A 20,590-nucleotide genomic window follows, 5' to 3' on the forward strand; every position below is an offset into this window, starting at 1 on the left:
GAAAACCCGAGCAGTGTGGCAGCAGAAACAAAAAAGCCCGTCAGGAGACGGGCTTCAAAATGTGACAGCTTTGCAGGTTTAAAGCGGCTTGCCGCGGTTGCCATGCTGGCTGACAAAGGCCTGCACGGCTTTCAGCTCGTTTGGCAGAACGGTGCAGCGCTCGTTTCGCTCAAATAAATCAGAAAGGTGTGCAGGTAGTTCAAGCGCTTTTCCTACACCCGCTTTCTCCACCGCGTCCGGGAATTTCACCGGATGCGCCGTGCCCAGGATCACCATCGGGATGTCGAGGCTGCGACGGCATTCGCGTGCGGCCTTCACGCCAATGGCGGTGTGCGGGTCCAGCAGTTCGCCGGTCTGCGCATAGACTTCGGCGATGGTTTCGCAGGTTTGGGCATCGTCCACGGCCAGCGAATCGAACAGTTTGCGTGCTTCGGTCCAACGCTCTTGCTCGACGCTGAAACCACCGCCCTGCTTGAACGAATCCATCAAACCGGCAATCGCTGCACCGTTGCGACCGTGCAGGTCGAACAGCAGGCGTTCGAAGTTCGACGACACCATGATGTCCATCGACGGCGACAACGTGGCGTGCAGGGTTTCCTTGACGTACTGATTGCCGCTCATGAAGCGGTGCAGGATGTCATTGCGGTTGGTGGCGACGATCAACTGATTGATCGGCAGGCCCATGTTGCGCGCCAGGTAACCGGCGAAGATGTCGCCGAAGTTGCCGGTCGGCACCGAGAACGATACCGAACGCGCAGGGCCACCCAACTGCAGGGCAGCGTGAAAGTAGTAAACGATCTGGGCCATGATCCGCGCCCAGTTGATCGAGTTCACCGCCACCAGGCGCGTGCCCTTGAGGAAGCTCTGATCGGCGAAACTGGCTTTGACCATTTCCTGGCAGTCATCGAAGTTGCCTTCGATGGCGATGTTATGGATGTTCTCACCGAAAATCGTGGTCATCTGGCGACGCTGCACTTCGGACACACGGTTGTGCGGGTGCAGGATGAAGATGTCGACGTTTTCGCAGTGTTTGCAGCCTTCGATGGCGGCCGAACCGGTGTCACCGGAGGTGGCGCCGACGATGACTACACGCTCGCCGCGCTTTTCAAGCACGTAGTCGAGCAGACGACCGAGCAGTTGCAAGGCGAAGTCTTTGAACGCCAGGGTCGGGCCGTGGAACAGCTCCATTACCCATTCGTTGCCGTTGAGCTGACGCAGCGGTGCGACGGCGCTGTGCGAGAACACACCGTAGGTTTCTTCAAGAATCCTTTTGAAATCGGCGTCAGGAATGCTGCCGGTCACAAACGGGCGCATGACGCGAAAGGCCAGCTCGTGATACGGCAGGCCAGCCCAGGAAGCGATTTCTTCCTGGGTAAAACGTGGCAGGTTTTCCGGGACGTACAGACCACCGTCGGTGGCAAGACCAGCCAGCAGGACGTCTTCGAAATTCAGGGCCGGTGCCTGGCCGCGGGTACTGATGTAACGCATAAGGGCAAACCTTCGGTTTGGGCTACAAGCTGTGAGCTTCAAGCTACAAGTGAAAAGCGCCTCTGCTTTTACTTGCAGCTTGAAGTTTGAAGCTTGCTGCTGCTGTTAATTCAAGTGTTCGACGCGGATCCGCATAACCGGACCGTTGACGCCGGCCAGGGCTTCCAGGGCTGCGATCGCATCATTGATGCGCTGCTCGACCACGCGGTGGGTCAGCAGGATCATCGGCACCAGACCGTCCTGCTCTTCGACTTCCTTCTGCATGATCGACTCGATGTTGATGCCACGCTCCGACAAAATGCTCGCCACCTGAGCCAGTACGCCCGGGTGATCCTTGGCTTGTATGCGCAAGTAGTAAGCGCTTTCACAGGCTTCGATCGGCAGGATCGGATGGGCCGACAGCGAGTCTGGCTGGAAGGCCAGATGCGGGACGCGGTTCTCCGGGTCGCTGGTCATGGCGCGAACCACGTCCACCAGATCGGCGATGACCGAAGACGCCGTTGGCTCCATGCCGGCACCGGCGCCGTAGAACAAGGTCGAACCGGCAGCATCACCGTTGACCATCACCGCGTTCATCACGCCGTTGACGTTGGCGATCAGGCGATCGGCCGGGATCAGCGTCGGGTGTACACGCAACTCGATGCCCGCAGCCGTACTGCGCGCCACGCCGAGGTGCTTGATGCGGTAGCCCAGTGCTTCGGCGTAGTTGACGTCAGCGGTGGTCAGCTTGGTAATGCCTTCGGTGTAAGCCTTGTCGAACTGCAGCGGAATGCCAAACGCAATGGAAGCCAGGATCGTCAGCTTGTGCGCGGCGTCGATGCCTTCGACGTCGAAGGTCGGATCGGCTTCGGCGTAACCCAGCGCCTGAGCTTCGGCCAATACGTCTTCAAACGTACGACCCTTCTCGCGCATTTCGGTGAGGATGAAGTTGCCGGTGCCGTTGATGATCCCGGCCACCCAGTTGATGCGGTTGGCGGACAGGCCTTCACGGATCGCCTTGATCACCGGAATGCCACCGGCCACCGCGGCTTCAAACGCCACGATCACGCCTTTCTCACGTGCCCTGGCGAAAATTTCATTACCGTGAACGGCAATCAGTGCCTTGTTCGCGGTGACCACATGCTTGCCATTCTCGATGGCCTTGAGTACCAGCTCGCGGGCAACGGTATAGCCGCCCATCAGCTCTATGACGATGTCGATCTCAGGGTTCGTGGCCACTTCGAAGACATCGTTGGTAATCGCAATACCGGTCGTCTGGAACTGAGGCTTTGGCGTGCGCATGGCAATTTGTGCCACTTCGATCCCACGCCCGGCACGACGAGCAATTTCCTCGGCGTTGCGCTGAAGTACGTTGAAGGTACCGCCACCGACGGTCCCTAACCCACAGATGCCTACTTTGACCGGATTCACTGTGAACTCCCCATAAAACGGCCGACTCAGGGTCGGCCGGAAAACAACCGCGTGCTCGCGGCTCTCTATTAATGGCCCGGCGATGCGGCTACCGGACCATGATCGTCAAAGGCTGACCGTGACGATGCGAATTACTTCGCGCCCAGCGCCAGTTTGGCGACTTGTGGCGCAGGCTGATAGCCCGGAATGACTTGTCCATTGGCCAAAACGATGGCCGGTGTGCCGTTCACGCCGATCGACTGACCGAGGGCGAACTGTCTGGAAACCGGGTTCTCGCACTTGGCGGCCTTGATTTCCTTGCCATCGACCATTTTGTCCATGGCCGCTTTCTTGTCTTTGGAGCACCACACGGCTTGCAGTTGCTCATCACCCGGCGAGCCAAGGCCCTGACGCGGGAACGCGACATAACGCACTTCGATGCCGCGCTTGTTCAGCTCGGGCACTTCGGCGTGCAGTTTGTGGCAGTAAGGGCAAGTGGTGTCAGTGAACACGGTGATGTGCGATTTGGTCTCGCCCACGGCCGGGTAAACCACGGTTTCAGCCACCGGGATGGCGTTGATCAGCTTGGAGATGCCCAGACGCTCGGTCTTCTCGGTCAGGTTGACCGGTTTGCCGTCCTTGAGCTGAAACAGGTAGCCCTGAACGATGTACTGGCCATCGGCACTGGCGTACAGCACACGGCTGCCCTTGAGCTTGACTTCATACATGCCAGGCAGCGGGCTCGCGGAAATGCTGTCTACCGGAACATCGAGCTGGAGGTTTTCCAGGCTTTTACGAATGGCTTTGTCAGCCGCATCATCGGCGACGGCAAAGGTGCTGACCAACGCAATGGCGGCGGCGGCGAAAATCTGGGTCAGACGCATGAGAACTCCTGAGGGCGGACAAATGGAACGGTCAGAACGCCCGGGCCGGAACACCGGGTCATAACCGTCCATCGTGCAAACCGGCAAAGCCTAACACATAAGGTCACGGTGGCCGAATGCGCCTGTCGCCAGACGCACAGGCGGATGCAATCGCTCCCACATGGATTGTTTGTTCAGCCACGCGGGTGGTGTTTGGCATGCAGATCCTGCAACCGCGCCCGCGCCACATGAGTGTAGATCTGGGTGGTCGACAGATCACTGTGACCGAGCAACATCTGCACCACGCGCAAATCGGCGCCGTGGTTGAGCAAGTGCGTGGCGAACGCGTGCCGCAAGGTGTGCGGCGACAGCGATTTGCCGATCCCGGCGACCTTGGCCTGATGTTTGATTCGGTGCCAGAACGTCTGCCGGGTCATCTGTTCGCCGCGCAGGCTGGGAAACAGCACATCGCTGGGGCGCCCGCCGAGCAGTTCTGCACGACCATCGCGCATATAGCGCTCGACCCAGACAATCGCCTCCTCGCCCATCGGCACCAGCCGCTCTTTGCTGCCCTTGCCCATCACCCTTAATACGCCTTGGCGCAAGTTGACCTGTTCCAGGGTCAGGCTGATCAGCTCGGTTACCCGCAGGCCGCAGGCATACAGGACTTCCAGCATGGCACGGTCACGCTGACCGATGGCTTCGCTCAGATCCGGCGCTTTGAGCAATGCCTCAACGTCGGCTTCCGACAAGGATTTGGGCAGCGGCCTGCCGAGTTGCGGCATGTCGACGCGCAATGTCGGATCGACTGTGATCAGCTTTTCGCGCAGCAGATAACGATAAAACCCACGGACGCCGGAGAGAAATCTCGCAGTGGATCGCGGTTTGTAGTTTTGCTCCAGACGCCAGGCCAGGTGATCGAGAATCAATTCACGGCCGGCATTGATCAGCTCCAGGTTTTTCTCCTGCAACCAGCCATTGAACAGCGCAAGGTCGCTACGATAGGCGCCACGGGTGTTGTCGGACAGGCCCTTCTCCAGCCACAAGGCGTCGAGGAATTGGTCAATCAGTGGATGGTCGATGGCAGGCATGGGCGCTCAAGGCACACAGTTCAACGACTGCGCGCAAATGTAGAGTGAACGGTAGGAATGGGCGCTAGTCTTTCATAGCCCGCAATTTCAAGGAACAGGGAGCATCAATGAACGAGCAGCAAATTCTATTGGCATTTGGCGGGATAGGCGCAGCGGCGCTAGGTTGCCAATGGCTGGCGTGGCGCCTGAAGCTGCCGGCGATTCTGTTTCTGTTGCTGACCGGCATTCTGGTCGGCCCGGTATTGGGGTGGCTCGATCCGCAAGAAATGTTCGGGCCGCTGCTGATGCCACTGGTATCGCTGGCCGTGGCGCTGATCCTGTTCGAGGGCAGCCTGACGCTGCACCTGTCGGAATGGAAGGAAATCGGCAGCGTCGTCCATCGACTGGTGACCCTCGGCGCCCTCTCGACCTGGATTGTCATTGCGGTCGCCACTCACTTTTTGCTCGGCTTCGACTGGATGCTGGCGATCCTCTTCGGCAGCCTGACGCTGGTCACGGGCCCCACGGTGATTGTGCCAATGCTGCGAGTGGTGCGGCCCAAAGCCTCGATCGCCAACATTCTGCGCTGGGAAGGCATCGTCATTGATCCGATCGGCGCCCTGCTCGCCGTGGTGGTCTACAGCTTCATCATTGCCAGTGCCGAAGGCCATGGCCTCAAGCAGAGCCTGTTCACCTTTGGCGGGGTGATTGCCTGCGGCGCGGCGTTCGGGGTGGCCGGAGGCTGGTTGCTCGGCACGGTCATTCGGCGGCAATGGCTGCCGGAGTACCTGCACAACCTCGCTTCGCTGGCGGCGGTGCTGGGAATTTTCATTGTCTCCAACGAGGTGATGCATGAGTCCGGCCTGCTGGCGGTGACACTGATGGGCATGTGGCTGGCCAACATGAAAGGCGTGGATGTGCGGCACATCCTGCACTTCAAGGAAAACCTCAGCGTGTTGCTGATTTCCGGGTTGTTCATTCTTCTCGCCGCACGGCTGGACTTGAACGCCTTGATTGGGCTCGGGCCGTTGGTGCTGATTCTGCTGCTGGTCATCCAGTTGATCGCCAGACCTTTGAACGTTGTGCTGAGCACCGCGGGGTCTAGCCTGAACTGGCGTGAGCGGGCATTGCTGTGCTGGATCGCCCCGCGCGGGATTGTCGCGGCGGCAGTGTCGGCGATTTTCGCGATTCGCCTGGATGAAGCCGGACATGAAGGTGCGCTGTTGCTGGTGCCACTGACCTTCGCGGTGATCATCGGCACCGTCGTGCTGCAAAGCGCAACGGCGCGACCGTTGGCGCGTTTGCTCAACGTCGCGGAGCCGGCGCCCAGTGGTTTCCTGATCGTCGGCGCCAATGGGCCGGCCCGGGCTTTGGGCAAGTCGTTGCAACAATTGGGTAGCCGAGTGTTGCTGACCGATTCAAGCTGGGAAAACATTCGTGCAGCGCGCATGGAGGGTTTGCCGACGTACTTCGGTAATCCGGCTTCGCAGCATGCCGATGCGCATCTGGATCTGGTTGGCCTGGGGCATTTGCTGGCGCTGTCGCCGTCGGGCGAACTCAACACGCTGGCAGCCATGCGCTTTCGCCATGACTTCGGGCATCAGCGCCTGTTTGGCCTGGCCAGCGGTCAGGAAAGCCGTCGCAGCGACAAGCACCGCGCCAGTCTTGAGCATCGCGGCAATCAACTGGGCAGCGAGGCACTGACCTACGCCAAACTGGCCGGCCAGATGGGTCAGGGTGCCGAGCTGTATAGCACGACGCTGACGGACGGCTTTGGCTGGGAGGATTACCGTGCGCTGCATGGCAATCGCGCCACGTTGTTGTTCATGCGCGATGACAGCGGATGGGTGCATGTGGTGACGCCGGAGACCGCTTTGAAGCCGGGATCGGGGTGGACGCTGCTGGCGTTGATCCAGCCTTTAACCAGCGGCGCCTGACCTGACGCATGCGCGAGCAAGCCCGCTCCCACACTGGATCGAGGTCTCATGAGAGAACGGGCTTGCCCCACACCGGGTCGAGGTCTTCTGTGGGAGTGGGCTTGCTCGCGAATGGCACGACTCGGAGTTGGATCAGGCCGCAAACCCCGGCAGCACCGGCACCGGTCGCTTGTCATCATCGATGGCGACAAAGCTGAACTGCCCATGGATCGCCTTCTCGCGCCCGTCGCAGCTCATGCTTTCCACAAACACTTCCACCTCGACCTTGAGGCTGGTGTTACCGACCTTGATCACTCGCCCTACCAGTTCGACGATGGAACCGGCCGGGATTGCATGATTGAAGTCGATGCGGTCAGTAGACACCGTCACCAGCGGCAAACGGCAAAAACGCGTGGCGGTGATGAACGACACCTCGTCCATCCACGCCAGTGCGGTGCCGCCGAACAGGGTGTTGTGGTGGTTCGTGGTCGGCGGGAACACGGCTTTGGTTACACGGGTCACCGAGAGCTCGGTACGGCGTTCGATTTCCTGATCACGGGGGGTCATGGTTATGGCCTGAACTAAAAATGCTGTGGATAAATTGCAGGCAACAAAAAAGCAGCCCGTAGGCTGCTTTTTTCTGCATCGGAAGCTGGACTTAAGCCAGTTTTTCCTTGATGCGAGCTGCTTTACCCGACAGGTCGCGCAGGTAGTACAGCTTGGCTTTACGTACGTCACCGCGACGTTTAACAGCCATGCTGTCGATCTGCGGGGAGTAGGTCTGGAAAGTACGTTCTACGCCAACACCGTTGGAGATTTTACGTACGGTGAACGCACTGTTCACGCCGCGGTTACGCTTGGCGATTACAACGCCTTCGAACGCTTGCAGACGGGAACGATCGCCTTCCTTCACTTTCACCTGAACGACAATGGTGTCGCCTGGGGCAAAGGTAGGGATTTCTTTGGTCATCTGCTCTGCTTCGAGTGCAAGGATGATTTTGTTGGTCATGCTGTGCTCCTAAGGTAAATCAACTGATCTACCATCGATACGTTGTTAACTATCGTCCCGCTCGCGGATGTATTCCTCGAGCAGCTTCTTCTCTTCTCCAGAAAGCGAGCGGCTTTCCAGAAGATCGGCGCGTCGTTCATAGGTCCTACCAAGGGACTGCTGTAAACGCCAACGCCGGATATGCGCGTGATTGCCACTCAGCAACACGTCGGGAACACGCTGATCCGCATACACCTCAGGTCGAGTGTAGTGCGGGCAATCCAGCAGACCATCCGTAAAGGAATCTTCCTCAGCGGAATCCGCATGCCCTAAAGCTCCAGGCAGCAGTCGTGTAACCGCATCGATCAGGACCATGGCCGGCAGCTCACCGCCAGACAGTACATAGTCGCCAATCGACCACTCTTCATCGACATGAGCCTCAATAAAGCGCTCGTCAATGCCTTCATAGCGGCCGGCAATCAGGATCAATGCATCCGATTGTGCCAACTCGCGTACCGCCGACTGAGTCAGTTGACGGCCTTGGGGGGACAGGTAAATCACCTTCGCCGCCTCCCCGGCTGCTGCCTTGGCCTGAACCAGAGCATCCTCCAGGGGCTTGATCTTCATCACCATGCCCGGACCACCGCCAAACGGGCGATCGTCCACAGTGTGATGCCGATCCGTCGTGTAATCCCGCGGGTTCCAACAGGTCAGCTGCAAGAGCCCCTGTTTGACCGCTCGACTGGTGATGCCGTAGTCGCCGATGGCGGAAAACATCTCGGGAAACAAACTGATCACTTCTACGCGCAAGTTAGCCACGCTTAGAAGTCCGCGTCCCAATCCACCTTCATCTCACCCGCGGCGAGGTCGACTGCCAACACGCATTGCTCCGTATAGGGCAACAGGCGTTCGCGATCATCCAGGCTGCCAGCGCAAGGCTTGACTACCATTACATCATTGGCGCCGGTTTCCAGAAGATGATCGACTTTCCCGAGCAATTGCCCCAGTTGATCGATGACCTTCAGACCTTCCAGCTGGTACCAGTAGTACTCGCCTTCGGTCAATTCAGCGAACAGGTTGCGCGGCACGCAGATCTCATAACCGGCCAGAAGACGAGCTTCTTCACGATCATCAAGACCCTTGAGCTTTGCGACCAGGAACTTATCGCTCCCGCGCCCACTGACCAGCTCGACCTGTTTGACATTGCCTTCGCGCTTGAGCGTCCAGGTTTTGTACTGCAACAGGTTTTCAGTCGGATCAGTAAAGGAATAAACCTTCACTTCGCCGCGAACGCCGTGAACAGAATAAATTTTGCCAATAACGATCAAATCATCGGCAACAGCAGGCGTCGCGTTCATATTGCTCAGGCCGCAGCCTTGGCAGATTCCTTCAACAACTGAGCAACGCGCTCAGAAGGTTGTGCACCAACGCTCAGCCAGTAGGCTACGCGCTCTTGGTTCACGGACAGACGAGTTTCCTGACCACGGGCAACAGGGTTGAAGAAACCAACCTGTTCTTTGTGGGAACCGTCACGCGGGTTGCGGGAGTCGGTTACGGTCAGGTGGTAAAACGGGCGCTTTTTGGAGCCGCCAAGGGCAAGACGGATTGTTAGCATGTGAACATCGTTCCTGTAGTCGGTGCTGCAAATCTAAATGCACAGCGGGCATGGGTGCCCGAAAGGCCGCATATTCTAAGGAATATCCGGACTTTTGCAAATGACTTTTTCCGGCGCCTATGGCATGCCGTGCAGATTTGCATATAGAGCCGTCGATGAAAACGGCCAGTCAGCTCCCGCCGAGTGCGGGTTTGCTGTTGATCCCGCATCCTTGCGGGGTTTGCGCCGGTGCGACGACCGGCGAAGTTTAGTGTCCTGTCTCACCCATGTCGCTCACTTTCGGCGAGTGGCAGACGGGACACCTTACATTTTCGGCATGCCGCCGCCGGGCAACATACCGCCCATGCCGCGCATCATTTTTGCCATTCCGCCTTTGGCGGTGAATTTTTTCATCATCTTCTGCATCTGCTTGTGCTGCTTGATCAAGCGACCGATGTCCTGCACCTGAGTGCCCGAACCCATAGCGATCCGGCGCTTGCGCGAGCCGCTGATCAACTCAGGGTCGCGGCGCTCGGCCGGGGTCATGGAGCTGATGATGGCTTCCATCTGTTTGAATTGCTTCTCTGCGGCATTCTGGGCATTGCCCATCTGAGACAGGTTGACGCCGCCGATGCTCGGCAGTTTGTCCATGAGGCCGCCAAGGCCGCCCATGTTCTTCATCTGTTGCAACTGATCACGGAAGTCTTCGAGGTCGAAGCCCTTGCCCTTCTTCAGCTTCTTGGCCAGTTTGTCGGCCTTTTCCTTGTCGAGGGTCTGCTCAGCCTGTTCGATCAGGCTGAGCACGTCACCCATACCGAGGATCCGCGAAGCAATACGCTCGGGATGGAACGGCTCGAGCGCTTCGCTCTTCTCGCCCATACCGATGAACTTGATCGGTTTGCCGGTGATCGCTCGCACCGACAGGGCGGCACCGCCACGCGCGTCGCCGTCGACCTTGGTCAGGATCACACCGGTCAGCGGCAGCGCATCACCGAAGGCCTTGGCCGTGTTGGCCGCGTCCTGCCCGGTCATGGCATCGACCACGAACAGGGTTTCGACCGGGTTGATCGCGGCGTGCAGCGCCTTGATCTCGCCCATCATCTCTTCGTCGATGTGCAGACGACCGGCGGTATCGACGATGACCACGTCGATGAATTTCAGTTTTGCTTCTTTAATAGCCGCGTTTGCGATGTCGACCGGCTTCTGGCTCAGATCGGACGGGAAGAACGTCACGCCGATGTCGTTCGCCAGGGTTTCCAGCTGTTTAATAGCCGCAGGACGATAAACGTCCGCCGACACGACCATGACCGACTTCTTTTTGCGCTCTTTGAGGAAGCGCGCCAGTTTGCCGGCGGTGGTGGTTTTACCGGCGCCCTGCAGACCGGCCATCAGCACGACGGCTGGCGGTACGGCGCTGAGGTTCAAGTCCTCGTTCGCCGCGCCCATCAGGCTTTCGAGTTCAGCCTGGACGATCTTCACGAATGCCTGGCCCGGCGTCAGGCTGCGCGACACCTCGGTGCCGACAGCGCGCTCCTTGACCGAATTGACGAAGTCCTTGACCACCGGCAGGGCGACGTCGGCTTCGAGCAACGCCATGCGCACTTCACGCAGGGTGTCTTTGATATTGTCTTCGGTCAGCTTCGCCTTGCCGGTGACATGGCGCAGCGTCTGCGAGAGACGGTCGGTTAAGTTTTCAAACATTGCGCGATCCTTTCAGGCCCTGTGTAGACCGGGATAATGGCGGCCCAGACCGGAATCAACATGTGCTCGGCGAGCCTGCGGCGTGGGCAGGTCGCGGATTATAGCGAAGACTGCGTCTGGCGGACACCTCGCTGTCAGCTTCCTGAGTCTTTCGTGCCATGGCGGTTCTATGCCAAACTCAGCCCCTTTCGGGCTTACCGATCAGGATTTATGCTCCCCTTGTCACCCAGTTTGCTGACCACCCTCGCCGCCGCCCTTATATATGCCGCTGCGACCCTTTATCAGAGCACCCGTCTGGCCACCGGCGCCAAGGCGAACAAGCGCCTGCTGGTTACGCTCGGCGTCTTCGCCGTGCTGGCCCATAGCGCCAGCCTGCTCACTCACCTGCTGACCCCGATCGGCCTGGGCCTGGACTTTTTCAGCGCCTCCAGCCTGATCGCGGCGGCGGTGATCGCCCTGACCCTGATTGCCTGTTCGCGAATCCCGGTGGAGAACCTGCTGGTCCTGCTGTTCCCGCTGGGTGCGATCACGGTGTTGCTGGCGCAGTTCGCGCCGGCCGGCACCGTGCAGATCATTGATGAGGAGCCGGGCATTCTCGCCCACATCCTGTTGTCGATCCTCGCCTACGGCATGTTCACCATCGCGGTGTTCCAGTCCTTGTTGGTGCTGGTGCAAGACCACCAACTCAAGCACAAGCATCCCTCCGGCCTGATCAAGAACTTCCCGCCACTACAAACCATGGAAAGCCTGCTGTTCGGTTTCCTTTGGGCCGGCTGGACGCTGCTCTCGCTGTCGTTGATCTCTGGCTGGCTGTTCGTCGAGAACCTGTTCGCCCAGCATCTGGTTCACAAAACGCTGCTGGCGTGTCTGGCCTGGGTGGTGTTCAGCGTGCTGCTTTGGGGCCGCAACCGTCTCGGCTGGCGCGGACACAAAGCGATTCGCTGGACGCTCGCCGGTTTCTGTCTGCTGATGTTGGCGTATTTCGGCAGCAAACTGGTTCGTGAATACATCCTGCATATCTGACGGGCGGCATAAATGGACGGTTTGCCCATAGGGCCGATGCTTGCGGTATTTGTCCTGCTGATTTTATGGTCGGGGCTGTTTACCGCCGTCGAAATCGCGCAGCAACACCTGCTCGCACAACGCACCGCCTCGCGCGCCAGCGATAAACCGCTGGCGAAGCTGAGCTTCCCGCTCGACAGCCTGATTCTGTGCAACACCCTCTGCCGTGCGCTCGCGGTCGTGATCGCGACGTTGCTGGCGATTTTCCTCTGTGAAGAAAACGGCCCTTGGGCGGCATGCCTCGGTGCGGGCGCCATCTTGCTGGTCTTCGCCGATTATTTCCCACGCACCGTCGCCCGGCGTTATCCGGAAGCCGTGCTGACCCTCGGCAACACGCTATTGGCCGTGCCGCTGAAAATTGTTTATCCGTTTGCCTGGCTTTTCAGTCGCCTCAGCCATTTGCTGCTGAGTCCGTTCGTGCGCAAACCCCAAGTGGTGCAGCAGAGTGAAGACGATGCACCGGCCGATCGTCACGACGATCCCGAACATCCGGCTCGTACGCACCCGACGTCGGGTATCCACGCGCTGGACAACATTACGGTCAACGACATTCTGGTGCCACGCAGTGACGTCGACGGTATCAACCTCGACGATCCGATCGAAGAGATCATCGAACAACTGCGCCACAACAAACGCACACGCCTGCCGGTGTTCCACAGCGACATCAATCAGGTCGAAGCGGTGCTCAATACCCGGCAGATCAGCCACCTGCTGAACAACGACAGCCTGACCCGCGAAGCCCTGCTGGCGGCCAGTTACGAGCCGTACTTCGTGCCGGAAAGCACGCCACTGCAACTGCAACTGCTCAATTTCCACAAGCAGCAACGTCGCCTGGGCATGGTGGTGGACGAGTACGGCGAAGTGCTCGGCATCGTCACGCTGGAAGACATTCTCGAAGAGATCGTCGGCGAATTCGAAAGCGAGCACAGCCTCGACAATCCGCATATTCACCCGCAGGCCGATGGCCGCATGGTGATCGACGGCACGGCCTCCATCCGGGAACTCAACAAATGCCTGGGCTGCCATTTGCCCAGCGATGGCCCGAAAACCCTCAACGGCTTGGTGACCGAAGCGCTGGAAACCATTCCTGAGAGCGCGGTTTGCTTGAAGATCGGGCGCTATCGACTGGAAATTCTTGAGACTGAAGAGAACCGGGTGAGCAAGGTGTTGATCTGGCATACCACTTCTACCCCTGCGCTTTTGCCGACCCGATAAAGATCAACAGATCGCAGCCGGCGAGAGCGCCTATCGCGCATTTTTTTGCGCTTGTTCAATCGTTAGCCCCCTTCCTATAATCGAGCCGCTTACCCAAGCGCCGACGACCCATGTGCTTACCCGGCACTGCACAGGTCTCGACCTTTTGCGCATCACCCCGGCGACTGTTCCTACCTGAAACAGCGCTCGCGCCTCATCCCACATCCCAGGGTGCTCGACCATAATAATTCGCTCCACCGGAGCTCATGACTGTCAGGGATCACCGCATGACGACCCGTACCGCTTACAGCGACACCGCGCCTGCCCAACCGACCAATTCCGCCACCCGCGTGGCGACGGCGAGTTTCATCGGCACCGCCATCGAGTTCTACGACTTCTACGTTTACGCCACGGCTGCCGCACTGGTGATCGGGCCGGTGTTCTTTCCGCAGACCTCCGGCACCGCACAGATGTTGTCAGCCTTCCTCACCTTCGGCATCGCTTTCCTCGCCCGACCGCTGGGTTCGGCGTTGTTTGGCCACTTCGGTGACCGCATCGGGCGTAAGTCGACACTGGTCGCTTCGCTGCTGCTGATGGGTGTTTGTACGACGCTGATCGGCGTGCTGCCGGGTTACGACAGCATCGGGGCCTGGGCGCCCATTCTGCTGTGTGTGCTGCGTTTCGGTCAGGGTCTTGGACTGGGCGGCGAATGGGGCGGTGCCGCCCTGCTGGCCACCGAAAACGCACCGAAAGACAAGCGCGCGTGGTTCGGCATGTTTCCGCAACTCGGCCCTTCCATTGGTTTTCTCGCCGCCAACGGCTTGTTCCTCACGCTGGCCATGACCCTCAGCGACGAGCAATTCAGCCGTTGGGGCTGGCGCATTCCGTTCCTGCTCAGCGCCCTGCTGGTGATGGTTGGCCTGTATGTGCGCCTGAAACTCCATGAAACCCCGGTATTCGCCAACGCCATCGCCCGCCAGGAACGGGTGAAAATGCCGCTGGTCGAGCTGTGCAGCCAGTATTGGGTGCCAACACTGCTGGGGGCGATGGCGATGGTGGTTTGCTATGCGCTGTTCTACATCTCGACGGTGTTTTCCCTGAGCTACGGCGTATCCACATTGGGCTACAGTCGCGAAACGTTCCTTGGGCTGCTGTGTTTTGCCGTGCTGTTCATGGCCGCCGCCACGCCGTTGTCGGCCTGGGCCAGTGACCGTTACGGACGCAAACCGGTGCTGATCATCGGCGGCGTGCTGGCCATTCTGTCGGGGTTTCTGATGGAGCCGTTGCTGACTCAGGGTTCGACCTGGGGCGTGGCGCTGTTTCTGTGCATCGAGTTGTTCTTGATGGGCGTAACGTTCGCGCCGATGGGGGCGTTGTTGCCGGAACTGTTTCCGACTCATGTGCGCTATACCGGCGCGTCGGCAGCGTACAACCTGGGCGGCATTGTCGGGGCCTCGGCGGCGCCGTTCTTTGCGCAGAAACTGGTGGCGATGGGTGGGTTGAGCTATGTCGGCGGGTATGTGTCGGGCGCGGCAGTGCTGAGTTTGATTGCGGTGCTGTGCCTGAAGGAAACGAGGAATAACGATCTGAATCAGGTTGCCTGACCGAAGATCAAAAGCTTCGCGAGCAAGCCCGCTCCCACAGGGTCCGTGCAGTACACAAAATTTGTGAATACAGCCGAAACTGTGGGAGCGAGCCTGCTCGCGAATGCCGCGCCCCGGTCTTAGAGATCTACAACAACAGCCTGAGCAGCACGGGTCGCCTTGGCACGAGCAGCCTCGATCGACTCATCCCGCGCCAGCGCCACGCCCATGCGGCGCTGACCATTGACTTCAGGCTTGCCAAACAGACGCAGCGCTGTGTCCGGCTCGCTCAGCGCAGCGCCCAGGTTGGCGAACGCGGTTTGAGTCGACTGACCTTCCACCAGAATCACCGCCGAAGCCGATGGCCCGAACTGACGGATCAGCGGTACGGGCAGACCCAAAATCGCCCGCGCGTGCAGGGCGAATTGCGAGAGATCCTGAGAAATCAAGGTCACCAGACCGGTATCGTGCGGACGCGGCGAGACTTCGCTGAACCACACCTGATCACCTTTGATGAACAACTCAACGCCAAACAGACCACGGCCACCCAGTGCCTCTGTTACCGCTTTGGCAACACGCTCGGATTCTGCCAGCGCAATCGGACTCATGGCTTGTGGCTGCCACGACTCCTGATAGTCGCCCTTCTCCTGACGGTGGCCGACCGGCGCACAGAACGTGGTGCCACCGATGTGGCGCACGGTCAGCAAGGTGATTTCGTAGTCGAAATCGATGAAGCCTTCGATGATCACCCGACCTTTGCCGGCACGACCGCCCTCTTGCGCGTAGTCCCAGGCTTTCTGCACGTCATCGTTGCTGCGCAGCAGGCTCTGGCCCTTGCCCGACGAACTCATCACCGGTTTGACGACGCATGGGAAACCCAAATCCTCAACGGCTTTGCTGTAGTCCTCGAAGGTATCGGCGAAGTGGTACGGCGAGGTCGGCAGATCCAGCTCTTCAGCGGCCAGACGACGAATGCCCTCGCGGTTCATGGTCAGTTGCGCGGCGCGGGCGGTCGGGATCACGGTGAAGCCTTCGGCTTCCAGTTCGACCAGCGTCGCGGTGGCGATGGCTTCGATTTCCGGCACGATGAAGTGCGGTTTCTCGGCTTCGATTACGGCGCGCAGAGCGGCGCCGTCGAGCATGTTGATCACATGGCTGCGATGAGCGACTTGCATGGCCGGCGCGTTGGCGTAGCGGTCGACGGCAATCACTTCAACGCCCAGGCGTTGCAGTTCGATCACCACTTCCTTGCCCAACTCACCACAGCCACACAGCAATACGCGGGTCGCGGTTGGCGACAATGGAGTTCCGATACGGGTCATCTCAGGTCCTCAAAGAAGCGGATCATCGAGGAAAGCAACGCCGAGCGCACTTTCCATGGGGAGAAAGCGCGGCATTTTACATGAACCCGCGGGTTTGGCTTTAGCTGGCGACGGCCTGCTTGCGATCACGCCAGGCCATGATCAGCCAGACGGCCGTCACGCCAGCAAACTTCGAGGCCAGAGCGGTGATGATCACGGGCGGTGTCAAGGCGTCGATCATGCCGAAGAAGATGAAGGTATCGAGGGGAATGCTCAGCGCCGAACTGATCCACAAACGGTCGCGCAACGGCCGTTTGGTGATGCTGAACACCAGCCAGTCGATGCACTCGGAGACCCCGAACGCGACAGCGCTGGCCAATGCGATGGACGGATCAGACGTCACGTAGGACAACACCAGCGCCGCCAACATAGCCACGATCGCGCCATGGCCGAAGCGGGTTTGCACCATGTCACGCAACACGAACACCAAGCCGCCCCAAGCCGACCAGATGACGTCCAGGTGCGGCGCGGTGGAGAAGGCGAAGTTGATCAGCACGACGCTGCTGATGTAGGCGATGAGGAAAATCATGGGGGCGACCTGATAAATTGGCGCACAGGTTACTTCAGGGATTGTTTTGGGCCAATAAGAAGTCGTGGCGTTGCCGGCCTCTTCGCGAGCAAGCCCGCTCCCACATTGGATCTACAGTGAACACAGATTTTGTGTATGCAATAGATCCATACAAACGGGCTTGCTCGCGAAGGCGCCGTGTCAGAAGCCGGATTTCCCAGGGATCATCCACACCAGCCCACTCGCCTTCGCCCGCTCATGACACAACCCCAGCACAACACGGCGCTCGTCGTTGCTCATCCGGCTCCAGCGCGTAATCTCCTCGACCGTGCGCTGACACCCGGTGCAAACATCATCCTCATCCAGCGCACAAATGCTCACGCAGGGCGAAGCGACGGGTCTTTCAGGCGTATTCATTCTTCCTGCTCAACCAGATCACGGGCGTAGCGCTGCGCGTTATGCACATAGTGCGCGGCGCTGGCTTCGAGCATCTTTTTCTGCGGCTCGGTCAGCTCACGCACGACCTTGCCCGGCGAGCCCATCACCAGCGAACCGTCAGGGATTTCCTTGCCTTCGCCGATCAGCGAATTGGCGCCAATGATGCAATTCTTGCCGATCTTCGCGCCGTTCAGAATCACCGCATTGATGCCGATCAGGCTGTAATCGCCAACGGTGCAGCCATGGAGCATGGCGTTGTGGCCGATGGTCACGCCGGTGCCGATGGTCAGCGGATAGCCCATGTCGGTGTGCATCACCGTGCCGTCCTGAACGTTGCTGTTCTTGCCGATCAGGATCAGTTCGTTGTCGCCGCGCAGTACGGCGTTGAACCAGACGTTGGCGCCCTCTTCGAGTTTGACCTTGCCCACCAGCACGGCATTGGGGGCGACCCAGCTCTGTGGATGGGTTTCGACACGGGCGTCGCCCAAGCGGTATTTCATCTTGTTGTCCTCAGGGCTCACGGTGAGCGGCCATTGCTGCGATGGCTTCAGGTGTTGATGAAGCTTTTAGGCGGCTGATGCAGGCTGATCTTCGCGTCATAGAGCAGATTGATCAACTCGACGATCATGATCGCCGTCAGCCCCCAGATTTTGTATTCACCAAATCGATAACTCGGCACGTACCAACTGCGGCCCTGGTAGTCGATGCGGTGGGTGTGTTCGCGCGGGTCTTTGCGGAAGAATTCCAGCGGCACGCTGAAGACGGCGGCGATCTCGGCGTCGTTGGCCAGATACTCGACAAAATCGGGAACCACGCCGACATACGGAGTGACCTTGATGCCGTGCAGAGAAATCAACGGGCTGAGCGGGCCGATAACCTCGACCAGGCCCGGCGGCAGGCCGATCTCTTCTTCGGCTTCGCGCAGGGCGGTGAAGATCAGATCAGGGTCTTCGGGGTCGCGGCGCCCGCCGGGAAAGGCGACTTCGCCGCCGTGGGTCGAGAGGCCGCTGGCGCGCAGGGTCAGCACCAGTTCCGGCTCGTCACTGCGAGTGATCGGCACCAGAACGGCGGCCTCGGGAAAACGCGAGTCGGTCTCCAGCGTGCGCGGTGTGTGGTTGCTTACCCGATGCAGTAGCTCGTCCAGCATGAGTGTTCTCGATCTGTGCCTTGCCCAGCATCATGCACCAATCAATGCGAGCGCCCAAGCCCCCGAATCTTGCTGTGTCGCGAAACGACAACTTGCCGACCGGCACCGCTGCACGCCAAGATAGGCGCAGCATTCAGGAACCTCAGCATGAAATTTTGCAGCCAGTGCGGTAACCCGGTGACCCAGCGCATTCCCGAAGGCGATTCGCGGCTGCGATTTGTCTGTGATAGCTGTCAGACCATTCACTATCAGAACCCCAATATCGTCGCTGGATGCGTCGCGACCTGGGGCACCCAAGTGCTGCTCTGCCGCCGCGCCATCGAGCCGCGCCTCGGCTACTGGACACTGCCTGCCGGCTTCATGGAAAACGGCGAAACCCTCGAACAGGCCGCGACCCGCGAAACCGCCGAGGAAGCCTGCGCCCGGCTGCGTAACCTGAGCATCTATACGCTGATCGATGTGCCGCACATCAGCCAGGTGCATGTGTTCTTTCGCGCAGAGCTGGTCGACCTGGACTTTGCCGCCGGCCCCGAGAGCCTCGAAGTGCAACTATTCGACGAAGCCGACATTCCATGGGACGAGCTGGCTTTCCGCACGGTGGGCCGTACCTTAGAATGCTTCTTCGCTGATCGGCGTGCCGAGACCTACCCGGTTCGCTCGGAATCGATCCCGCCACTCGCTCAGCCGGTCATCACATAAAAGCATCTATGAATATCTGCATCACTCCCTGGGGAATCGTTTCAATGCGCTGGTTGCTTGCCCTGTTCTGCCTGTCGTTCGTCACGGTCTCGCAAGCGTCATTCGTGACCACCGTATCGCCGTCCAATACCCCTCTGATCGAAAAAGTGCTGGTGCTCAAATCGGCTCATCAGTTGCAGTTGATCGCCGACGGCAAGCCACTCAAGACCTACCGGGTTTCCCTGGGCAAGGGCGCGAAAAAAGGTCCGAAACTGATTGAAGGCGATAAACGCACGCCGGAAGGTTTCTATTGGATTGACTGGCGAAAGGTCAGCGACCGATTCAACCTGGCGATGCACATTTCCTACCCGAACATCAGCGATTCGGCGCGAGCCCGACGTGAAGGGGTCGCCCCCGGCGGGATGATCATGATCCACGGCACACCCGACACCGAGGACACCCCCGAGGATCTGTTCCACACGCTGGACTGGACCGACGGCTGCATCGCCATGCGCAACATGGACATGCGCGAAGTCTGGGGCCTGGTGCCGGACGGCACGATGATCGAGATCCGCCCGTAACGACCCACCACTGGTCACCTGCAAAAAAATAAATCAAAAGATCGCCGTCTGCGGCAGAGCCTACAGGGTTGATACCACTTTCAACGACAGGAGCGGCCGCAGACGGCGATCTTTTGCTTTTTACAACCCACCTCTAATACCACTTAAGACACTCCCCTCCACAACCTTCCATTTCATTGGGCCAATCGCCATTTCCCTGCGTTGACATGGTATTCAAGTGGTATTAATTTGCGCCCAACAAGCGAGCCACAACAATCCTATACTCGCGCCGGAAATGACCTGAATGAACGACCTCCACGCCCTACGTCCCGACGACTCTCAGCCGACGCCGCTGTACCTGCAACTGGCGCGCAATCTGGAAGCGGCGATTCATGCCGGGCAGTGGAAAGCCGAACAGGCGATGCCGTCCGAGCGCAATCTCAGCGAACAGTTGGGCATCTCCCGCGTGACTGCACGCAAAGCGCTGGAAGTGTTGCTCGATCAAGGTTTGATCCGTCGCCTACAAGGCTCCGGCACCTTCATCACCCCGCGCCTGGAACAACCCCTCTCACGTCTGTCGGGCTTCAGCGAGATGCTGCGCCTCAAGGGCTTCGTGCCCAGTTCGCAATGGCTGGAGCGGGACATCACCCTGCCGACCCACGAAGAACTGATCCGCCTGAGCCTGTCGCCGAACGACAAAGTCGCGCGCATGAAACGCCTGCGCAAAGCCGACGACACCGTGATGGCCATCGAGATGAGCACTCTGCCCGCCGCGATCATGCCCAAGCCACAACTGGTCGGTGATTCGCTCTACGAATACCTCGACGGCATCGGCAAACCGATCGTGCGCGCCTTGCAGCACATCCAGGCCATCAACGCCTCGGACGAGTTCGCCGCACTGGTCGGCATCGCCCCCGGCACCGCCATGTTGCTGATGACCCGGGTCGGCTATCTGGAAGACAACACGCCGATCGAAGTCACCGACACCTATTGCCGCAACGACTACTACGACTTTGTTGCAGAGCTGCGCCGTTAAACGGGCGCAGACGT

The 20,590-nt window shown here is 59.4% G+C and carries 22 protein-coding genes; 7 read left to right on the top strand and 15 right to left on the bottom strand.

The genetic code is table 11. The annotated features are described in order from the left end of the window. Nucleotides 1–78: 78 nt before the first annotated feature. The 4 genes from thrC to xerD all read right to left on the bottom strand — a co-directional run bounded on the left by thrC (nucleotide 79) and on the right by xerD (nucleotide 4,831). A complete protein-coding gene (gene thrC, locus K5E40_RS04840; protein WP_221729883.1) occupies nucleotides 79–1,488 on the bottom strand; it encodes a threonine synthase in 1,410 nt (469 codons plus the stop codon). A gap of 105 nt (nucleotides 1,489–1,593) precedes the next feature. After that, nucleotides 1,594–2,898, bottom strand: coding sequence for a homoserine dehydrogenase (locus tag K5E40_RS04845; RefSeq protein WP_221729884.1), 1,305 nt, complete (start codon nucleotides 2,896–2,898; stop codon nucleotides 1,594–1,596). 131 nt (nucleotides 2,899–3,029) lie between these two features. After that, nucleotides 3,030–3,761 (bottom strand): bifunctional protein-disulfide isomerase/oxidoreductase DsbC, encoded by a 732-nt coding sequence (gene dsbC / locus K5E40_RS04850; protein ID WP_221729885.1) that lies wholly within the window; start codon nucleotides 3,759–3,761, stop codon nucleotides 3,030–3,032. A 173-nt stretch (nucleotides 3,762–3,934) separates the two neighbouring features. After that, nucleotides 3,935–4,831: a site-specific tyrosine recombinase XerD gene (xerD, locus tag K5E40_RS04855; protein WP_221729886.1), complete on the bottom strand. Its 897-nt coding sequence runs from the start codon at nucleotides 4,829–4,831 to the stop codon at nucleotides 3,935–3,937. 107 nt (nucleotides 4,832–4,938) lie between these two features. Between xerD and K5E40_RS04860 the strand changes: the two genes are divergently transcribed. Then, nucleotides 4,939–6,747: a sodium:proton antiporter gene (locus K5E40_RS04860; protein WP_221729887.1), complete on the top strand. Its 1,809-nt coding sequence runs from the start codon at nucleotides 4,939–4,941 to the stop codon at nucleotides 6,745–6,747. Between the two features lie 132 nt (nucleotides 6,748–6,879). Here K5E40_RS04860 and K5E40_RS04865 read toward each other — a convergent pair whose 3' ends face one another. The 6 genes from K5E40_RS04865 to ffh form a co-directional block, all read right to left on the bottom strand. After that, nucleotides 6,880–7,293, bottom strand: coding sequence for an acyl-CoA thioesterase (locus K5E40_RS04865; RefSeq protein WP_221729888.1), 414 nt, complete (start codon nucleotides 7,291–7,293; stop codon nucleotides 6,880–6,882). Between the two features lie 91 nt (nucleotides 7,294–7,384). Then, nucleotides 7,385–7,735, bottom strand: coding sequence for a 50S ribosomal protein L19 (rplS, locus tag K5E40_RS04870; protein WP_003175895.1), 351 nt, complete (start codon nucleotides 7,733–7,735; stop codon nucleotides 7,385–7,387). A gap of 45 nt (nucleotides 7,736–7,780) precedes the next feature. Further along, the gene (trmD, locus tag K5E40_RS04875) at nucleotides 7,781–8,533 is read right to left on the bottom strand and encodes a tRNA (guanosine(37)-N1)-methyltransferase TrmD (protein ID WP_090281920.1); all 753 of its coding nucleotides are present in this window, start codon (nucleotides 8,531–8,533) and stop codon (nucleotides 7,781–7,783) included. A gap of 2 nt (nucleotides 8,534–8,535) precedes the next feature. Continuing rightward, nucleotides 8,536–9,072 carry a ribosome maturation factor RimM gene (gene rimM, locus K5E40_RS04880; protein WP_221729889.1) on the bottom strand — a complete coding sequence of 179 codons (537 nt, stop codon included), beginning with the start codon at nucleotides 9,070–9,072 and terminating at the stop codon, nucleotides 8,536–8,538. A 5-nt stretch (nucleotides 9,073–9,077) separates the two neighbouring features. Next, entirely contained in the window at nucleotides 9,078–9,329 is a 252-nt protein-coding gene (rpsP, locus tag K5E40_RS04885) for a 30S ribosomal protein S16 (RefSeq protein WP_016986371.1), read from the bottom strand. A 303-nt stretch (nucleotides 9,330–9,632) separates the two neighbouring features. Beyond that, nucleotides 9,633–11,009, bottom strand: coding sequence for a signal recognition particle protein (gene ffh / locus K5E40_RS04890; protein ID WP_221729890.1), 1,377 nt, complete (start codon nucleotides 11,007–11,009; stop codon nucleotides 9,633–9,635). A gap of 210 nt (nucleotides 11,010–11,219) precedes the next feature. Here ffh and K5E40_RS04895 point away from each other — a divergent pair, with 210 nt between their 5' ends. The 3 genes from K5E40_RS04895 (at nucleotide 11,220) to K5E40_RS04905 (ending at nucleotide 14,869) form a co-directional block, all read left to right on the top strand. After that, nucleotides 11,220–12,032 (top strand): inner membrane protein YpjD, encoded by an 813-nt coding sequence (locus K5E40_RS04895; RefSeq protein WP_221729891.1) that lies wholly within the window; start codon nucleotides 11,220–11,222, stop codon nucleotides 12,030–12,032. A gap of 12 nt (nucleotides 12,033–12,044) precedes the next feature. After that, nucleotides 12,045–13,286, top strand: a complete 1,242-nt coding sequence (locus K5E40_RS04900; protein WP_221729892.1) for a transporter associated domain-containing protein — start codon at nucleotides 12,045–12,047, stop codon at nucleotides 13,284–13,286. Nucleotides 13,287–13,552: 266 nt separating this feature from the next. Next, nucleotides 13,553–14,869 (top strand): MFS transporter, encoded by a 1,317-nt coding sequence (locus K5E40_RS04905; protein WP_221729893.1) that lies wholly within the window; start codon nucleotides 13,553–13,555, stop codon nucleotides 14,867–14,869. A gap of 119 nt (nucleotides 14,870–14,988) precedes the next feature. Here K5E40_RS04905 and purT read toward each other — a convergent pair whose 3' ends face one another. The 5 genes from purT to K5E40_RS04930 form a co-directional block, all read right to left on the bottom strand. Then, complete coding sequence (gene purT, locus K5E40_RS04910) at nucleotides 14,989–16,170, bottom strand: formate-dependent phosphoribosylglycinamide formyltransferase (RefSeq protein ID WP_221729894.1); 1,182 nt, start codon at nucleotides 16,168–16,170, stop codon at nucleotides 14,989–14,991. A gap of 100 nt (nucleotides 16,171–16,270) precedes the next feature. Further along, nucleotides 16,271–16,738 carry a VUT family protein gene (locus K5E40_RS04915; protein WP_221729895.1) on the bottom strand — a complete coding sequence of 156 codons (468 nt, stop codon included), beginning with the start codon at nucleotides 16,736–16,738 and terminating at the stop codon, nucleotides 16,271–16,273. 180 nt (nucleotides 16,739–16,918) lie between these two features. After that, complete coding sequence (locus tag K5E40_RS04920) at nucleotides 16,919–17,134, bottom strand: DUF1289 domain-containing protein (protein WP_221729896.1); 216 nt, start codon at nucleotides 17,132–17,134, stop codon at nucleotides 16,919–16,921. Further along, nucleotides 17,131–17,655, bottom strand: a complete 525-nt coding sequence (locus K5E40_RS04925; RefSeq protein WP_047538150.1) for a gamma carbonic anhydrase family protein — start codon at nucleotides 17,653–17,655, stop codon at nucleotides 17,131–17,133. Before K5E40_RS04925 ends, K5E40_RS04920 begins: the two co-directional genes overlap by 4 nt. Nucleotides 17,656–17,702: 47 nt before the next feature. Further along, nucleotides 17,703–18,302: a CoA pyrophosphatase gene (locus K5E40_RS04930; protein ID WP_221729897.1), complete on the bottom strand. Its 600-nt coding sequence runs from the start codon at nucleotides 18,300–18,302 to the stop codon at nucleotides 17,703–17,705. A 147-nt stretch (nucleotides 18,303–18,449) separates the two neighbouring features. On the opposite strand from K5E40_RS04930, the gene K5E40_RS04935 reads away from it, so the two are divergent. The 3 genes from K5E40_RS04935 (at nucleotide 18,450) to K5E40_RS04945 (ending at nucleotide 20,576) form a co-directional block, all read left to right on the top strand. After that, on the top strand, nucleotides 18,450–19,001 hold the full coding sequence (locus K5E40_RS04935) for an NUDIX hydrolase (protein ID WP_221729898.1): 552 nt from the start codon (nucleotides 18,450–18,452) through the stop codon (nucleotides 18,999–19,001). Between the two features lie 44 nt (nucleotides 19,002–19,045). Next, complete coding sequence (locus tag K5E40_RS04940) at nucleotides 19,046–19,561, top strand: murein L,D-transpeptidase family protein (RefSeq protein WP_221729899.1); 516 nt, start codon at nucleotides 19,046–19,048, stop codon at nucleotides 19,559–19,561. A gap of 283 nt (nucleotides 19,562–19,844) precedes the next feature. Continuing rightward, nucleotides 19,845–20,576, top strand: coding sequence for a GntR family transcriptional regulator (locus tag K5E40_RS04945; protein ID WP_221729900.1), 732 nt, complete (start codon nucleotides 19,845–19,847; stop codon nucleotides 20,574–20,576). The last annotated feature ends 14 nt before the right edge of the window (nucleotides 20,577–20,590 follow it).

The organism is Pseudomonas baetica, assembly GCF_019733355.1.
In the GTDB taxonomy this organism is placed as follows: domain Bacteria; phylum Pseudomonadota; class Gammaproteobacteria; order Pseudomonadales; family Pseudomonadaceae; genus Aquipseudomonas; species Aquipseudomonas baetica_A.

Bases quoted from the DNA above. Each gene is read 5' to 3' on its own strand.
- K5E40_RS04915 (WP_221729895.1), bottom strand. From the start codon at position 16,738: ATGATTTTCCTCATCGCCTACATCAGCAGCGTCGTGCTGATCAACTTC.
- dsbC (WP_221729885.1), bottom strand. From the start codon at position 3,761: ATGCGTCTGACCCAGATTTTCGCCGCCGCCGCCATTGCGTTGGTCAGC.
- K5E40_RS04940 (WP_221729899.1), top strand. From the start codon at position 19,046: ATGCGCTGGTTGCTTGCCCTGTTCTGCCTGTCGTTCGTCACGGTCTCG.
- K5E40_RS04935 (WP_221729898.1), top strand. From the start codon at position 18,450: ATGAAATTTTGCAGCCAGTGCGGTAACCCGGTGACCCAGCGCATTCCC.
- K5E40_RS04895 (WP_221729891.1), top strand. From the start codon at position 11,220: ATGCTCCCCTTGTCACCCAGTTTGCTGACCACCCTCGCCGCCGCCCTT.
- K5E40_RS04925 (WP_047538150.1), bottom strand. From the start codon at position 17,655: ATGAAATACCGCTTGGGCGACGCCCGTGTCGAAACCCATCCACAGAGC.
- rplS (WP_003175895.1), bottom strand. From the start codon at position 7,735: ATGACCAACAAAATCATCCTTGCACTCGAAGCAGAGCAGATGACCAAA.
- K5E40_RS04920 (WP_221729896.1), bottom strand. From the start codon at position 17,134: ATGAATACGCCTGAAAGACCCGTCGCTTCGCCCTGCGTGAGCATTTGT.
- ffh (WP_221729890.1), bottom strand. From the start codon at position 11,009: ATGTTTGAAAACTTAACCGACCGTCTCTCGCAGACGCTGCGCCATGTC.
- thrC (WP_221729883.1), bottom strand. From the start codon at position 1,488: ATGCGTTACATCAGTACCCGCGGCCAGGCACCGGCCCTGAATTTCGAA.
- K5E40_RS04930 (WP_221729897.1), bottom strand. From the start codon at position 18,302: ATGCTGGACGAGCTACTGCATCGGGTAAGCAACCACACACCGCGCACG.
- rimM (WP_221729889.1), bottom strand. From the start codon at position 9,072: ATGAACGCGACGCCTGCTGTTGCCGATGATTTGATCGTTATTGGCAAA.
- K5E40_RS04945 (WP_221729900.1), top strand. From the start codon at position 19,845: ATGAACGACCTCCACGCCCTACGTCCCGACGACTCTCAGCCGACGCCG.
- K5E40_RS04905 (WP_221729893.1), top strand. From the start codon at position 13,553: ATGACGACCCGTACCGCTTACAGCGACACCGCGCCTGCCCAACCGACC.
- K5E40_RS04865 (WP_221729888.1), bottom strand. From the start codon at position 7,293: ATGACCCCCCGTGATCAGGAAATCGAACGCCGTACCGAGCTCTCGGTG.
- K5E40_RS04900 (WP_221729892.1), top strand. From the start codon at position 12,045: ATGGACGGTTTGCCCATAGGGCCGATGCTTGCGGTATTTGTCCTGCTG.
- K5E40_RS04860 (WP_221729887.1), top strand. From the start codon at position 4,939: ATGAACGAGCAGCAAATTCTATTGGCATTTGGCGGGATAGGCGCAGCG.
- purT (WP_221729894.1), bottom strand. From the start codon at position 16,170: ATGACCCGTATCGGAACTCCATTGTCGCCAACCGCGACCCGCGTATTG.
- rpsP (WP_016986371.1), bottom strand. From the start codon at position 9,329: ATGCTAACAATCCGTCTTGCCCTTGGCGGCTCCAAAAAGCGCCCGTTT.
- xerD (WP_221729886.1), bottom strand. From the start codon at position 4,831: ATGCCTGCCATCGACCATCCACTGATTGACCAATTCCTCGACGCCTTG.